The organism is Pedobacter miscanthi, assembly GCF_003315595.1.
Classification (GTDB): Bacteria; Bacteroidota; Bacteroidia; order Sphingobacteriales; family Sphingobacteriaceae; genus Pedobacter; species Pedobacter miscanthi.
Genome location: NZ_QNQU01000010.1, coordinates 172536 through 187755, shown reverse-complemented (window position 1 = coordinate 187755; position 15220 = coordinate 172536). Strand labels below are relative to the sequence as shown.

Annotated in this window: 15 protein-coding genes; 13 read left to right on the top strand and 2 right to left on the bottom strand. The window is 42.1% G+C overall.

From position 1 onward, the window contains the following. Window positions 1-30 precede the first annotated feature (30 nt). From traJ to DRW42_RS28590, 10 genes are all read left to right on the top strand, one after another. Window positions 31-1224, top strand: coding sequence for a conjugative transposon protein TraJ (gene traJ / locus DRW42_RS13575; RefSeq protein WP_113949412.1), 1194 nt, complete (start codon window positions 31-33; stop codon window positions 1222-1224). A gap of 60 nt (window positions 1225-1284) precedes the next feature. Continuing rightward, the gene (gene traK, locus DRW42_RS13570) at window positions 1285-1914 is read left to right on the top strand and encodes a conjugative transposon protein TraK (RefSeq protein ID WP_113949358.1); all 630 of its coding nucleotides are present in this window, start codon (window positions 1285-1287) and stop codon (window positions 1912-1914) included. A gap of 265 nt (window positions 1915-2179) precedes the next feature. Further along, entirely contained in the window at window positions 2180-3262 is a 1083-nt protein-coding gene (traM, locus tag DRW42_RS13565) for a conjugative transposon protein TraM (protein WP_113949357.1), read from the top strand. A 2-nt stretch (window positions 3263-3264) separates the two neighbouring features. Next, a complete protein-coding gene (locus tag DRW42_RS13560) occupies window positions 3265-4314 on the top strand; it encodes a hypothetical protein (protein ID WP_113949356.1) in 1050 nt (349 codons plus the stop codon). Between the two features lie 14 nt (window positions 4315-4328). Further along, window positions 4329-5606, top strand: a complete 1278-nt coding sequence (locus DRW42_RS13555) for a hypothetical protein (protein WP_113949355.1) — start codon at window positions 4329-4331, stop codon at window positions 5604-5606. A gap of 42 nt (window positions 5607-5648) precedes the next feature. Next, complete coding sequence (locus DRW42_RS13550; protein ID WP_113949354.1) at window positions 5649-6020, top strand: recombinase family protein; 372 nt, start codon at window positions 5649-5651, stop codon at window positions 6018-6020. A 51-nt stretch (window positions 6021-6071) separates the two neighbouring features. Continuing rightward, window positions 6072-6248, top strand: a complete 177-nt coding sequence (locus DRW42_RS13545) for a histone H1 (RefSeq protein WP_113949411.1) — start codon at window positions 6072-6074, stop codon at window positions 6246-6248. Window positions 6249-6622: 374 nt separating this feature from the next. Further along, entirely contained in the window at window positions 6623-7588 is a 966-nt protein-coding gene (locus tag DRW42_RS13540; RefSeq protein ID WP_113949353.1) for a HamA C-terminal domain-containing protein, read from the top strand. Next, window positions 7588-9702 carry a DEAD/DEAH box helicase gene (locus tag DRW42_RS13535; protein ID WP_113949352.1) on the top strand — a complete coding sequence of 705 codons (2115 nt, stop codon included), beginning with the start codon at window positions 7588-7590 and terminating at the stop codon, window positions 9700-9702. Before DRW42_RS13540 ends, DRW42_RS13535 begins: the two co-directional genes overlap by 1 nt. 379 nt (window positions 9703-10081) lie before the next feature. Further along, window positions 10082-10270, top strand: coding sequence for a hypothetical protein (locus tag DRW42_RS28590; protein ID WP_147243744.1), 189 nt, complete (start codon window positions 10082-10084; stop codon window positions 10268-10270). Between the two features lie 150 nt (window positions 10271-10420). On the opposite strand, the gene DRW42_RS13525 is transcribed toward DRW42_RS28590, so the two are convergent. After that, window positions 10421-11323, bottom strand: coding sequence for an oxidoreductase (locus DRW42_RS13525; protein WP_113949350.1), 903 nt, complete (start codon window positions 11321-11323; stop codon window positions 10421-10423). A gap of 73 nt (window positions 11324-11396) precedes the next feature. After that, complete coding sequence (locus tag DRW42_RS13520; protein ID WP_147243743.1) at window positions 11397-12350, bottom strand: helix-turn-helix domain-containing protein; 954 nt, start codon at window positions 12348-12350, stop codon at window positions 11397-11399. Between the two features lie 171 nt (window positions 12351-12521). On the opposite strand from DRW42_RS13520, the gene DRW42_RS13515 reads away from it, so the two are divergent. The 3 genes from DRW42_RS13515 (at window position 12522) to hmpA (ending at window position 15215) form a co-directional block, all read left to right on the top strand. Next, a complete protein-coding gene (locus DRW42_RS13515) occupies window positions 12522-13526 on the top strand; it encodes a hypothetical protein (protein WP_113949348.1) in 1005 nt (334 codons plus the stop codon). Between the two features lie 9 nt (window positions 13527-13535). Further along, on the top strand, window positions 13536-13838 hold the full coding sequence (locus DRW42_RS13510) for a GNAT family N-acetyltransferase (protein ID WP_113949347.1): 303 nt from the start codon (window positions 13536-13538) through the stop codon (window positions 13836-13838). A 171-nt stretch (window positions 13839-14009) separates the two neighbouring features. Further along, complete coding sequence (gene hmpA, locus DRW42_RS13505; protein WP_113949346.1) at window positions 14010-15215, top strand: NO-inducible flavohemoprotein; 1206 nt, start codon at window positions 14010-14012, stop codon at window positions 15213-15215. The last annotated feature ends 5 nt before the right edge of the window (window positions 15216-15220 follow it).

Below are 15220 nucleotides of genomic sequence, written 5' to 3'. Positions count from 1 at the left end.
TTTTTTGGTGGGTGGTTAATGCTATTAGCTATGAAAAATAAGATTTTTTTATCAGTGATTTTTGGGGTATCAGTGCTGCTATTACCATGTGGATCTTTTGCCCAGAGTGCGGCGCAGAGTATTTCAGGTTTGCAGCCTATATTGGATAAGGTGTATAGTGAGATGCTGCCACTTTGTTCCGGGATGATAAACGTTGGTAGGGGGCTGGCCGGTTTTGGAGCATTGTGGTACATCGCGGCTAGGGTATGGCGGCAGTTGGCCGCTGCCGAAGCGGTGGATTTTTATCCCTTGTTGCGGCCTTTTGCATTGGGGATGGCTGTGATGCTTTTTCCCGCAGTACTGGGGATGATGAATGGGGTATTGCAGCCAACAGTTTCATCGACCAATGCAATGGTGGCGGATAGTAATAAAGCAATTGAGCGGCTCTTGAAAATGAAGGAAGCGGCGATCAAAAAGAGTAAATTCTGGCAAATGTACGTTGGGGAAAGTGGTAGTGGTAATGTTGATAAATGGTATAAATATGCTTATCCGGATGACCCTGACCGTGAAAAGGAAGGTTTTTTGGATGAACTGGGTCATGGGCTGGAGTTTAATGTCGCCAAAGCCTCTTACAATTTTCGCAATTCCATCAAACAATGGATGAGCGAGGTACTCGAAATATGTTATGCTGCTGCTGCGTTATGTATCAACACTGTCCGAACCTTCTTTTTGATCGTACTGGCGATACTGGGGCCTCTGGTATTTGGATTTGCGGTCTTTGATGGATTCCAGAATACGCTAACAGTTTGGATCGCCCGGTACGTGAATATATTCTTGTGGCTCCCGATTTGCAATATATTTTCCAGCATCCTGGGCAAGATACAGGAAAATATGTTGCGCCTGGATCTTTCCCAGATTGAGCAGCAGGGAGATACTTTCTTTTCCAGTTTAGATACCGCTTATCTCATATTTCTAATTATTGGCATTGTAGGTTATTTCTGTGTCCCTAATATAGCCAATTACGTGGTGCATGCCGGAGGAGGAAATACGATCCTGCAAAAGGTGAATTCTATTGTCTCTTCCAGTAGTAGAGCTGGGATGCAGGCGGGCAGGGCAGGTGGGGGAATGGCAGCGGATGCTTTGGGAGATGGTTACCGGAATTTAAAGCAAAGTTTTTCTTCAGGAGCCCAGGGGGACTATTTTCCTGATAATCCTCATCAGCAACAGCGGATCGAAGGAAAGTAGCCGCGGGGCTGGCCCCTGGATAATGGAGTTGTTAAGTGTTAACCCTTTGATTTTATTTTTATGTTCACCCAATTTAAAAATATCGATACCGCTTTTAAGCATATCAGACTGTTCAGTTTCTTTCTGATCCTGGCCTGCGTCAGTATAAGCTGCTTTGCGATCTATAAATATTATGCATTTTTCAATTTAAAGGACCAGCGTATCTATATCCTTTATAATGGTAAGGTATTGACGGCGCTGGCTTCTGATCGGAAAAGTAATCTGCCGGTAGAACTCCGTGACCATATCCGAACCTTTCATCAGTATTTTTTTTCGCTCTCACCAGATGATAAGGCGATTAAGGCCAGTGTGACCAGGGCACTTTACCTGGCAGATGAATCCGCTAAAAAACAGTACGATAATTTTCAGGAGAATGGCTATTACAATAATTTGATTGCTGCGAATATCTCCCAGGAAATCGTGGTAGACAGCATACAGCTGGATGTTGACCGTTTTCCCTATCCTTTCAGGTGTTTTGCAACCCAGAAATTGGTGCGGTCTTCTTCAACGGTTTATAGGAAACTCATTAGTCAGGGCGTGGTGGATGACCTGAAGAACCAGACCGATAATAACCCGCATGGTTTTTTAATCCGGGGCTGGGAGATTTTAGAGAACAGGGATGCGGTAAATAAACAAAAGGTGGATTTATGAGCTGGCTGATCAATAGGACAACCGGGAAAAAGCCTTTTCACAATCGGAACGAGGAGGTGTCTTTCAGGATAGCTGCAAAAATACTTGCCCTTCAAAGGCAGCTGGCGAATTATCTGAATACCAGGACCCGGGGCATTTCCTCGCGGGGTTGGCTGGCGATATTGGTCTGCTTTGTAGGGACATTCGGTGCTTACTGCCTGTATCTGTTGTTAGGCGCTCTTTCGGGCTGGTTTTAGATTATTTATTTTTTAATTAAACAATCATTATGGAAAATAGAACAAAGGTAAACAGGAAAAAAGTGCTGCTGATTTTTTTGCCACTACTCGCGGTTGCGGTATTGACTATCGCATTTTTTATGCTCGGCGGATTTAGAGGTGATGATTCAGGTACATCTGTGGTGAAGGGCACTGGCGTAAATTTTTCATTGCCGGATGCGAGTATTAAAAAGGCGCAGCCTGCCGATAAAATGGGTTTTTATGAACAGGCCGGGAAGGATTCAGCGGCCAGCCGTTCTGCTTCACTGGAAAGGATGGCCGGAAATTTGGGATTTGGTAGTGCAGATGCTGGGCAGGAACGTGAAATATCGATGCGTCTGGATGCGCTGAACACGGAAATTAATAAACCTGCAGCGGTTTCTGCTCCTATAGGTGGAGGACGTTTGGGTATGGCCACTGGTTATGGAGCCGGATCTTCGGATATGAAAAATGATGTGGACAGGCTTGAAGCACTGATGAAAGCAATGCAGGAGAATAAGAATGCTGGCGAAGATCCGGAAATGAAGCAGCTGAATACCGTTATGCAGAGCATTATTGATATACAGCACCCTGACCTGGTAAAACAGCGTATGGAGATTGTTCGCAAGGTGAACACTGATAGCCTGTTCAAAGCGATCCCGGCAGTGATCGCATCAGATAAGAAAGTGGTTCAGGGAGCTACAATCAAGCTATTGCTGCTAGATACTTTGCGCGTAAATGGGGTGCTGGTTCCTAAAGGCCATGAGCTTTTTGGAGCCTGCAGGATTACCAACCAAAGAGTTCTATTGGATATAAAGCAAATCCGTTTGGGTAATGCGATTATTCCAGCCGATTTATCGGTTTACAGTTATGATGGGATGTTGGGACTGGATGCACCTGAAGCAGTACTCGCCAGTTCGGTAAATGATGGAGCTGATAACGCCATTGGTGATCTTTCGCTAAATAATTTCGATGGCTCACTGGCAACCCAGGTGGCGGGCGCTGGGATTGATGCGGCGAAATCGATGCTTTCTAAAAAGCTACGCAAGGTAAAAGTTAAGTTGCGTGGCGGTCAGGCGGTGCTTTTGCGTGACAATAAATTAAAGCTACGTTAACGATGGATCCAGGGATAAACAGGGCTGAGCAGCTGTATGTGGCCTGGGAGCAGCGTCGAAAGGAACTGGAGCGTGTGATGGGCACCTCGCTGGATGCGCGGAAAATGCAGGAGCTCAAATATTCGTTTTTTTTAAAAGGGCTTTTTAGGGTTTCGGCGAAAGCGAATGAACAGGAGCGGCTCTATATCCAGGTGCTTAAGGTTATCGTTTTAAAGCTGCGCAAGGTACTTTATCCCAGTCCCGTTTTAAGGTTTTTGATTGCGCTTAAGGAAAGGGTTTTGGATGGGCCGCTGCATTTACGCGGGTTTGGCATCCGCAAGGAAGAAAATATTGTATCGCTTTCCCAGCAGCTTTCTGAGCAAGGGTTAGGCGGCCTTGCAGCTGATTTATCAGTAAAGCTGGATTATGAGCGGCAAGGTGTTTCGCTTGAAATGCTTAGGGGTATTTCCACAGGGGAAAAACTGGCAGTGGAGGCTTCTTTTTTGAAGGAAGGCTTAGGACAGTATCGCTTTACCGGTTTTCAGGCGAGGCTGATGGCCATTGATGGTAATGTGCGGGAGTGTTTTTTTTCTGCAGAAAGCAGACTTAACTTATCGCAGGCACTTAAGCTGCTGCACGGTGGGTCAATATTGAAAAGTAATCAGGGGCTAGATGGGCAGTGGGAGCAGAGTTGGGTAAAACTGGAGCAGCAGCCAGGGCATGCTGAACTTTCGCTGCTGGTTTCCAGTAACGTTATGGCTGGTTTTGATTTGAAAAAGCAGTTGCTGGATCATGCGATCGCGCTTGAATGTTATGCCATCAGTAGCGATACCGTGTTACGGGAGCTGGAAAGTGGTAGTATGGTAGCGATTTCGATGACCGGGAAAGATAAGTTCTATATCCGTGCTGGACCTTTTGAAAACCGGCTGGAATTCTTTGATGCGAATAAAAAAGAGATTGCTTTTGATAAGTTAAAATCGCAGTTGGTCCCGAATCAGGTTGCATCCGTAAAGGAAGTATCGCTATTTGGCCAGGATATAGGTAATGATAAACAGCTGGAAATAAGCCGCTAGAAAATAAGGCTATTATGGTAAAACTGATCGAAAAAGTGGGGCTGGCTGATGAGCTACTGGAATTTCTTCAGGAGCAGGTTTCCGCCGGGTGCGACTGGGTGGTCTATGATAGTGATCAGCCGCTTTGCACTGTGTTTGATTTCAATTGCTTTACTGACGCAGCGGAAGCTTTTGCCTTTGAAAAGCGGTATCAGCAGATTTTTAACTGGCATCTGGCGGTTCCTGTGGGGGATATGATCAGTTCGCTAAAAATATTAATCAATAATCCTAAACAAGATTTAAATACAAGAACTATGAATTTAAACAATTTAGAAGACCGTAAGGACGAAATGCTTCGTCTGGGGGCATCTGAGCAGACCATTTCAAAAATGGAGGAGCAGATGAAATTGGGCTCAGCCCCGTTTAAACTACATGAGCCGCTTGCAGCCATTAAAGGGCAGGTGGATGTGGAGTTTCATTTTCAAAAATCCAGGCAGTCGGATTTTTATTATCTGAACCGCTTTACTGTTTCGCATAACTTGGGCAAACCCTTAGAGCAGGATCAGCATTATCTGATTATTTCTCCCAATGCGTCAGGTAAAGGCAATTCGGTAAAGACTTTTAACCTGGTAACTGATGCTGTGGAGGCCCTCAAAAAAAGGGACGGGGATGCTGAGCTGGCAATCGGCAAAAATGCCGCAAGTAAAGTGACTGTTGCAACGATGGAAGCCGGTAAGGTAAACTATGTAGCCAAGTCTTTCAGGAGTACTTTTTATGGTAAGCCCGCATCGCAGACCATCTGGCCGGAAAGGGGAAAGGGTTTTACCGTGCAGCAAACTGCACAGATGATCCAGGGGCATTCAGTTTTTCGTAATGATCTGGTGAATTTTACCTCGGGTGAGGTATATGCGGCCTGGGTAAAATTTGATATGGATAAAGGTGCTGGTGCCAATGGTAATTTCAACCTGCAGCAATATCATGTTCCCCAATATGGTTTTGATCTCTCCAAGGTGCTCGATAGCTATAAGATCAAAGAACTCGCTGTTCCGGAAAAACGTGAAAAGCTGGAAGTGGAGCTGCGTAACGGGATGACACCGCTGGTGAGCGTGGAAAAGGATGGACAGGCGGTAAAGCTACTGCTGGAAGCTGTTCCCAGGTATAATAAACTTAACTTTTATACACCGGACGGCAAGATGGAAAAACGCGAGCAGTTCATGACCAAGGAAGCTTTGGCGAGCGTGCTGGACACAGGTCAGGATAAATCAAAAAGCAAGGAAAAAGTGCAGGAAGCTGGCATGGGAATAGGCGGCTAATTGTGTTTTTCTGTTTTGGTTTCGGTTCAATGAAGTTGGTTCATGAAAGAAGAAGGAAAAGGGTTGTTGGCGGTTGGGTATGCCAGGATCGGGCGCTCCGGTGATATGCGTGACCTGGACAGGCAGGCTGAGCAAATCTACAATTTCTGCCAGAAGCATGGGATCAAGCTGAATCTGGTGCTTTCTGAGCAGGGGGAGCGGGGCATGTCCTGGAAGATTTTAGAAGATATACTAAAAGAGTCTAACCGAAGGCTGGATATGGTGGTGGTAGCAGAGATGGGTAATTTATCACGTGACGTGGGTTGGTTGCTGTTAAAGCAGGCTGAATTTGAAAGCCGCTATGGCGTGGAACTGATCTCGGTTCGCGGTAGCCAGCTCAGTGTTGATAAAAACGGCGAGATGAGGATGGGCTAGCCTGGTTTGTTAGCGAGGTTAATTAATTTGTTAAATTTTAAAATGAAGGTTATGAAAACATTTGATTCGTTGAAGGGATTAGTTTTGGGGGCAGAGGAAGATGCCCTGAAATTTTTTGAAAAGGGAAATCAGGCGGCTGGGACCCGGCTTCGCCTGGCGATGCAAAAGGCTAAATTACTGGCTCAAAGTCTGAGGGTTGAGGTGAGCGAAAGCAAGAAAAAGAAATAGGTTGGTTTGTTTTTGGGTTTGTTTGGATGCCCGGTCATTTGGCCGGGCATTTTTTTAATCAATGTCTTACTGATTTCAAAGATATGATTGGGGAAGACTCTTTTTCAGTGAAATACACAGTCTTTAAATAATGTTGAGGAGCTCTAACTATTTTAATTTCTTGTCATCAACTAGATTCTAATCTTGCTATTTAATTATAATTGAAGGATTATTTGTTTTTAATATAAGTATTCCTATTTTGCGTTTAAATTAACATTATGCTCATCACTCTATTTAAAAGACCCTTTTATATATCTTCACATAACTTCCTTTACAAGGAGAATGCAATATCAATTTTAGCTGTTGAGGACTTCTCCTTTAGTTTTTAGTTCTTGATGAGTAGTACACTAGATAAGTTTGACATTGCCTTTCATGGTACTTTAGGTAGTTTTTGCCCAGAAATTGACGTTTCGCTTGTCGATGGGAGGGAGGTGTTGAGTATTCTCAATGATTATTCTGATGAGGTCTGGCAAAAGCAAAAATTTCTGAACTTTATTTGGAATAACATCGCTTTAACCGCACTCTCAAAGAATGAGCGTGACAAATTAGTCGATGGGAGCTATTCCGCATTAATTGCAGCTGCAAAGAAACTTAGGTTACTAGACCGAACAAACGGAGATCAGGATACGGAGGGGAGCGAATTGGCTGAGATTATATTATATGGCATCATGCATCATCATTATGGAGCACTTCCAGTTGTCCCCAAGATTTTTAATAAACAAAATGCCCAGGATAATGCAAAAGGTGCTGATAGTATACACCTAGTTGCAGATAAACATGGTGATTTTACAATTTGGCATGGTGAGGCAAAATTTTATAATAGCATAGAGGATAATCGATTGCCCAAAATCATCGAATCAGTATTGACATCTTTGGAGAAGTCTGCAATTGTCAACGAGAATAGAATCATTTCAAGTAGTAGCGACCTGAAATCTTATTTGAAGGACAACACGGATCTTTATGAAAAGGTAATCAGAATTTTGGATGATGAAGCATCAATAGACCCAATAAAGGCAAGGCTTAATGTGCCAATTCTTTTCCTCCACGAATGTAAGATAACAGGTAGTTTCAAGGAAATGTGTGAGGAGTATATTCAGCAGGTATTGGACTATCAAAGAAAGCGTGCATCCCAGTTTCATAAGAAGATCCATTCAAAAGCTAGCAAGGATGATGGAAAGAATATTCCTGTCATTAATTTTGAAAAGATAAAGCTGCACTTTATTTTTTTTCCTGTGCCGGACAAAAAATCAATTATCAGTGAATTTCTGAACGAAGTTGAACATTTTAAATCCAAGGGCTAATGGATACATTCATTGAGTGCAAGAATATTTATAAACTCATCAATAACAATCAACTCGCTAAGGCGAGGGATAGTACGATTTCACTTCTTCAGAATATCAAGGACTCAAATGGAATTTATGACGAACTTATCAATACGCTGATCAGGGAAGTAGGCCTTTATCAGTATATTGATGAAAAGACGTCCAACTGGAGCGACCGTTTTGCAAAAGAGATGTTCAAGGTAGATACCGGCGGCGAACGTCAGGCTATTCACATCGAACAGTCCGATGTTTTACGACGATTGATAAATGGTGAAAATATTGCGCTAAGTGCACCCACAAGCTTTGGCAAGAGTTTTATTATTGATGCTTTCATAGCTCAAAAATCACCTAAAAATGTTGTTATAATCGTTCCGACGATCTCCTTAACTGATGAAACACGGAAAAGGCTAAATAAAAAGTTTTCCCATAGTTACAAAATTATCACGACGCCCAATATTACTTTGGGCGAGCGAAATATATTCGTTTTTCCCCAGGAACGTGCTGTAATGTATGTCGAGATAATAGAGGAGATAGACCTCTTGATTATTGATGAGTTTTACAAAATCAGTAAAGAAAATGATAGTGAGCGCGCATCTAAATTGCAGCAGGCACTGATAAGGTTAGACCATAAGGCAAAACAGAAGTATTTTTTGGCACCAAATATTTCTACGATCAAGCAGAATCCATTTACAAAAGGCATGGTTACGGTAAGAAAGTTGGATTTTAATACCGTAGTACTAAAGAGCCACAAGTTATACAAGGAGATAAATGACGATCTGGAAAAAAAGAAAACTCATCTGTTAAAGATTTGTCAGAAAGATAAAAATCTCGTTTATGCTGCTCTCTTTAAAGAGATCGACATATTGAGAGAATTGTTTCTGGAGAAATATATCATAAGAAATCAACGGCAGATTTTGCTGTTCTCAGAATGGCTCAAAAAAAATTATCATCCGACATGGACACTATCTGATCTGATATTAAGGGGAATTGGAATTCATAATGGAAGGCTACACCGGTCTATTACCCAGTTGCAGGTGCTTCTATTTGATGATCAGGAAAGTGGGCTGGATACCATCATTTCTACATCGTCTTTAATAGAAGGAGTGAACACTTCTGCTAAAAATGTGATTGTTTGGTCGTTCAAAAGCGGAAAGGCCAATCAAAACCTGACTCCACTTTCTTACAGGAACATTAAAGGTAGGGCAGGAAGAATGTTCCGTCATTTTATTGGAAATGTTTACGAGCTTGTAGAGCCCAAGACTAGAGAACAAGATAGTATCCAACTCAATATTGAAATCGACGGCTCACTGATTAGTGGAATCACTGATAGCAACTATCTTTCTGGTGTCACCAATGATCAGCAGGCTAAATCAGAAACTTTCATTGAAAAAATTGATGCTATCCTTGGGACCGGTGTATATAAAAGCCTTCGTTTACATAATCAGCTTAATACAAGTAATGAGGAACTTGTCTATAAAATTGCCGTTGAATTAAAGGATAATTATGGTGAGTATAAAAGTCTTAAAATGCTGCATGCTGCTAAACCGGAAAAATGGGACTATATACTTGGAAAACTTATTTTTTTAAATGCACAATCAATCAGGTGGGCTGAAGACAGAGAGGGTAAACAATATAAGGACGCCAGAAAATATATTCAGGTGCTTTCAAAACAATGGACAACATCAATTAGTAATTTGTTAAAGGAGCTCGAGCCAGATGAAATTGGAATCGAGGATTTCTTTACACTCGAAAAAAAGGTTTGCCATTCCTTTGCAAGCTACCTCCATGATTTTAATGTGCTAAACAGAATTATTAATCCTTTGGATTTTATTGATATCACGCCTTTCATTACAAAATGCTCAAATGCTTTTATGCCTGGTGTTGTACTCGAATTGGAGGAATATGGACTACCAAGGATGATTACCAAAAAAATTCACCACGTTAATGTAATCCATTTTAATGAGACAATGAATATTGATACTGCAATAGTAAATTTCAAACGAGTAGGTAAAAAGTTGATTGTTGAAAGATGTGGTAAATTTATTGAAGAGTTTGATGAGTTTATCTTGGACAATTTTTATGAAAACATCTAGGAGTTTGTGACGGATTTTGGAAACCGGAATATAGAATACTAATGTTCATTGCAAACACAAATCAGGTTTAAGAGCGTTACAGAATCCATCCTAAATTAAAGTTTATCTAAAAAAAAGTATTGGACCGGGTTGCGCCACCGGCTGAGCCGGACTTCATCTCTGACACCCAAACCAGGGTGTTGAATTCTTTGTTTGACGTAGCTAAATTAAATAAAATGGACGCAATGATTGCCCGCTTCGGTTCAAAAGCAATGTCTTTAGAGAACTATGTAGTATTTTGCATCATAACATCTGGTCTGAATTTGGGTCTGCAAAAACGCTGAAACTGGATCGGTACAGAAGGAACCTTCAAAAAGCATGCTTTGAAAATATTATCGGCATGATGACAACCAAGCAAGGTGAAGCCACAGAAAGCGATTTCTACTCTGTTGTAAGGGTAGATCTGGACAGGCTAAGAACAGAAATTAAAAAAGTTATCCCAAGAGCTGGCGATAAGATGGCCAGTTATCACCTAAAAGATAGGGATCAGCGAATAGCATCATTATTAAAACCAAACTCTTCTATGTAGTAACCATTGATCTATACTTCCAATCCCCGTATACTTAAGCATGTTACTACGGATGATGGTGTGTTGGTAAACCTATAGATCAGTAAATTACTAGGATAAAAAAAATGTAAACTAAAGGTAACGGATGGTTACCTTTAGATTACGTTGTATTTACGGGAAAGAAATTCCTGTTTGCTGCGTTGCATATTCCCATAATAATGCTCCCTGTTTCTGGTCGGTTACCGCTGCGGTGATTTGCGCCTTTGCGGGATAGCCTCGAAGTTCGTCTTTTCCATCCGGACCAAAATATTCCCCGCCCGCGACCTCTTTAGAAATTCCGGCATAAAGCGCTGGTAAAGCGCCTTGCCAGGCTGGCATAAGCTGGCCAAACTGTTGTAACGCCGCATCATAATCGCTCTTGGCCATAAATCTGGATAAGGGGGTGTCCGTAACACCTGGATGTGCCCCAAGTGAAAGTATAGCGTCTCCCTTTGAATCTGCCAGAAGCTGCAGGTGGCTCATGAACTGAAGGTTTGCCAGTTTACTGACTGCATATTCCCGGTAGGGATTATAAGCTTTTTCAAGTCTCAGGTTGTCATAATCAACACTTTCCACGGACTTAAACGCGCCGCTGCTCAGATTGACAATCCTTCCGCCATTACCTGATTTTATCAATGGGTATAACTGACCGGTCAGGGTAAAATGGCCCAGAAAGTTAACTCCGAATTGCATTTCAAATCCATCATCCGTTTTTGATTCCGGTGGGACCATAACTCCGGCATTATTAAACAATATATCTATATGATCGTATCTGCTGCCTATATTTTGTGCAAACTGACTCACCTCACTCAAGTTGGCAAGGTTTAAGATTTCAAGGTGCAGGTTTCCTTTCCCACCTCTTTTTTCCAGTTCCCTGATCGCTTTTTCACCATTATCCCTATTTCTGGATCCGATAACCACATTGGCTCCTTTCTCAAAAAGCGCATGCGCAATTTCAAAACCAATACCGCTGTTTGCGCCGGTGACAACTGCTGTTTTTCCCGATAAGTCGGGAATATCATTTTTAGTCCACATATTTTTTTTATTACAAAGTTCGATACTTTTATCTCCGGAAGGGATATAGTATCGAATCATTCAGGTATAAAAATCAATCATCGTTGGGTTTTCGAAATTCAGTGGGGCTTTGCTTACTGTACTTTTTGAAAAAGGAAGAAAAATGGTTCGACTCCTCAAATCCCAGGATCCAGGAAATTTCTTTTATCGACTTTGGGGTATTACCCAGAAGATAGCTTGCCTCTTGAAGTATTCTTTGGGCGATGAGCACTGAAGTGCTAAAACCGGTAAGCTGCTTTAGGACTTTGTTTAGATGATTGACATGGACCCCTATCCTTTGGGCATATTCTGAAGGGGAGGCATGCCTGATTCGCTGGCTGGACTGCGCAGAAAGGAAATCACGTTCCAGGTGATCGAGGAAAATCGATACAATTCTTTCGGAAGGACTCAATGCGGCAGCTGATTGATCCGCGTAGCCTGTAATTTTGTTGGAATGGTGGATAATTTCCATCATCATGCAGGCTATAAGCTCATACTTTTGCAAGTAGCTCTCCTCAAGTTCATCCTTTATACGTATGAAAATATCTTCGAATAGGGTATACTGATGTTCGGTCAGTTCTATCACGCTATACTGGATATCTTTAAAAGAGACGAAGTCTGTTACTGAACCGAACCGCTTTAAAAAACCGGAGGTAAACAGCGAGACATAACCATGCTGGTCCGGTGTTTCCTTTTCCCATTTGTAGGGCAGCATGGGGTTGGTGAAAACAAGGGCCCGTTCGTTAATTTTAAATTTGACGTCAGGATATTCAATCCGGCTCTTTCCCCTTACCAGACTGATTTTGAAAAATTCCCTCCTGGTGTAACCCGGATATTTAGTATTGTTGGGAAGGTCTTCAACCCTGATCAGATTGAAACTTCCGGAAAATATCGAATCTGGATGTTTTAATCCAATTTGCTCGTAAAGACCATTTAATGTTATCACTGGGATCATCCACAAAAATACATAAATCAAATATATTAGGGCCGGATTTCTTTTTCTTTCCAATTCCAAAATGGTGGGCTATTATCTCTTTGTATTTCGCGCGTATGAGTAGTTAATAACGATATATCGCCTTACCTATTTAGATTATTTATATGTAAAGCCTTTGTATTCAGTTGTATAGCTTTGTGGTATTTATGTTGTCTTGCTACTTTGGTATAAACACTGATAGATATTATGAAGACATTTAATTTGGAGATTACGAATCCCAGCCCGATTCTTCGGGATTTACAGTTAAAATTCAGTAGCAATGAACCCACTGAAAAGGTTTACCTCAAAATGCCTCTCCAGGAAGATTATGCAAATCCATTGAATATGGGGTTGAAAAATAATGCACTTGGGATGCGTGAATATATTTTGCCAGAAATTATCCATGCCTTCGGGATCAGGAGCCTTACCCTGTTCGGTGGTTATGACATAACAGCATTGAATCAGCTTGGAAACGAAATATTCTGGAATGAAGATCTGCGCCCTGAAGATTACCTGCACAATGTCCAGCTCACCGCTATGCTCAAGGAAATATTCGCCAAATGCCGGACAGTTGCCTTTGATGACTGGACTGATTTTAAAGACGCTGCCAAGCTGTGGCCGGAACTTCTGTCGAAGGTTTTTTTACCAACTGAAAATCCAGGTATCGAATTCATATTCTACCTGGGGGACGCATCAAAAAAAGATCGGTTTGATGTTGGCCAGGCACTTGAGGTAATGGCCGGATTCTCCGGTGCTGGAAGCGTAACCTTAGCCCTGGACGAGCGTGAAGCTTTTAACCTCTGGAAACAATTGAACGGCGTAGGACCGGAACTTAATCTGTCTACGCAGACAGTCGTTGAGCTCAAACTGAAGTATTTCTCAATCTACAATACAATAGGGGTATCCCGCCTGCTTATATATTCCACCAGTAGCGCTATCTTGATTTCACATGAGGAACAGTTCATCTTGTCCAGAAAGGTTGAAAATGCCGAAGTTGAGCTTGGCAATAATGCCAGGGTCAATTTTATTTCCGGTTATAGTGCAGGCCTTTTGTTCGGTCACAGTTTACCGCAAAGCATCGCGCTCGGCCTGATCGTCTTCGGCGCATGCGGAAAGTATGAAAACCTGCCAGACCTTGATGCGGTTCAATCCTATATTTCCGGTTGGGTGAGCGACCTCGAGCGCTATGATTCAATTTACCTTTATCAATAACACAGAAAAATGACTGACATAAAATTTGAATCTAACCAGAATGGGGATCAGTCTTTCGGCCTCTATGTTGATGGAAAGAGAACCGGTGAAATTGCCGTTCAGGTCGACGGAGATGTGCTTACTTCGGTACATACGCTGGTAAATGAGGACCAGCAGGGAAAAGGCTACGCGAGAAAATTATTTGACCAAATGGTAGCGTATGCAAGAAAAAACAAGATGAAAGTGATTCCCGAGTGTCATTACGTTGCTAGCCTGTTTAAATCCCATCCTGATCTTTACAAAGATGTATGGTTAAAAGGTGATGAGGATTAGACCAATTTTTTAAGCGATTTATCTACAAGTTCGGGTATAAGATCACGGTAGTGTCATCAAGCATAATAAAATACTTTTTTGTCTTTTATTATGCTTTTTACTTATACTTTTGTTTGTCAAGTACAAAATTCAGCGGTTAATAAAAGATAAAAAGATATTAATATATATAATATGATAACTCAAGAACAAAAATCCCTGGTTAAAGCAACAGTTCCTTTTCTTAGGGAGAATGGGGTAGCCCTCACCGATCATTTTTACAAGAGGATGTTTAAGCATAATCCTGAGCTCAAGAATGTATTCAACATGGGAAACCAGCAAAACGGAAAACAGCAGACTGCGCTGGCCATGGCAGTTTTAGCTTACGCAGACAATATTGATAACCCTGCGGTGCTAATGCCTGTGGTTGATGGTATAGGCCATAAGCATGTGAGTTTAAGTATCCGGCCTGAGCATTACCTGATTGTCGGCGAACACCTGCTTGCCGCAATCGCCGAAGTGGTTGGATCTGGCGCTACAGCCAAGCTGCTGAAAGCTTGGGAAGTGGCCTACTTTCAGCTCGCTGACCTGATGTCTGGTCATGAGGCGTCATTGTATCGGGATAAGATTGGCCAGGTTGGCGGCTGGTCGGGATGGAGGCCTTTTCTGGTAAAATCAAAAATCATAGAATCGACAGAAATCACATCATTTTATCTCTATCCTGCAGATGGTGGGGCGGTTGCAGAACATAAGCCTGGTCAATATATCAGTGTAAAGGTTTTTCTGCCCAAGTTAAATCTTTTTCAGCCAAGGCAGTATAGTATCTCAACCGCACCGAACGGGAAGTACTACAGGATTTCTGTTAAAAAAGAGCTATCATCGGATCCGAATCTGAATGGCATGATCAGTAATTATTTTCATGATGATATTTCAGAAGGAGATCTGGTTGATGTGTCCTCGCCTTCAGGCGTCTTTACCCTCAAGGATAGTGATCGTCCTGCTGTTTTTATCAGTGGGGGGGTAGGTCAGACACCCTTGATAGCGATGATGGAACAGTTGATCAATTCAGGATCGATGAGGGAAAAGGTCTGGATTCACGGAAGTAAAACCCCGGAGGCACATGCATTCAATAAACAGGTATCTCACTGGACCAATCAGGATCAGGCCCTTAAAAAATATATATTTTACAATTCAGCTGACGGTCAGGTTACCGGTGACCATTATTCAGGCTGGGTAGAATTAAAACAACTAAAAAAGGGAATCAATGCTGATGCTGACTTTTATCTCTGTGGTCCAAAACCGTTCATCGAAAAACAGTACAATGATCTTTTACAATTGGGGGTCAATGCCTCCAATATCCACTACGAGGAATTTGGACCTCAATCGTTACAATTAAACTAAACTGA

Bases quoted from the DNA above. Each gene is read 5' to 3' on its own strand.
- traJ (WP_113949412.1), top strand. From the start codon at position 31: ATGAAAAATAAGATTTTTTTATCAGTGATTTTTGGGGTATCAGTGCTG.
- traK (WP_113949358.1), top strand. From the start codon at position 1,285: ATGTTCACCCAATTTAAAAATATCGATACCGCTTTTAAGCATATCAGA.
- traM (WP_113949357.1), top strand. From the start codon at position 2,180: ATGGAAAATAGAACAAAGGTAAACAGGAAAAAAGTGCTGCTGATTTTT.
- DRW42_RS13560 (WP_113949356.1), top strand. From the start codon at position 3,265: ATGGATCCAGGGATAAACAGGGCTGAGCAGCTGTATGTGGCCTGGGAG.
- DRW42_RS13555 (WP_113949355.1), top strand. From the start codon at position 4,329: ATGGTAAAACTGATCGAAAAAGTGGGGCTGGCTGATGAGCTACTGGAA.
- DRW42_RS13550 (WP_113949354.1), top strand. From the start codon at position 5,649: ATGAAAGAAGAAGGAAAAGGGTTGTTGGCGGTTGGGTATGCCAGGATC.
- DRW42_RS13545 (WP_113949411.1), top strand. From the start codon at position 6,072: ATGAAAACATTTGATTCGTTGAAGGGATTAGTTTTGGGGGCAGAGGAA.
- DRW42_RS13540 (WP_113949353.1), top strand. From the start codon at position 6,623: ATGAGTAGTACACTAGATAAGTTTGACATTGCCTTTCATGGTACTTTA.
- DRW42_RS13535 (WP_113949352.1), top strand. From the start codon at position 7,588: ATGGATACATTCATTGAGTGCAAGAATATTTATAAACTCATCAATAAC.
- DRW42_RS28590 (WP_147243744.1), top strand. From the start codon at position 10,082: ATGATGACAACCAAGCAAGGTGAAGCCACAGAAAGCGATTTCTACTCT.
- DRW42_RS13525 (WP_113949350.1), bottom strand. From the start codon at position 11,323: ATGTGGACTAAAAATGATATTCCCGACTTATCGGGAAAAACAGCAGTT.
- DRW42_RS13515 (WP_113949348.1), top strand. From the start codon at position 12,522: ATGAAGACATTTAATTTGGAGATTACGAATCCCAGCCCGATTCTTCGG.
- DRW42_RS13510 (WP_113949347.1), top strand. From the start codon at position 13,536: ATGACTGACATAAAATTTGAATCTAACCAGAATGGGGATCAGTCTTTC.
- hmpA (WP_113949346.1), top strand. From the start codon at position 14,010: ATGATAACTCAAGAACAAAAATCCCTGGTTAAAGCAACAGTTCCTTTT.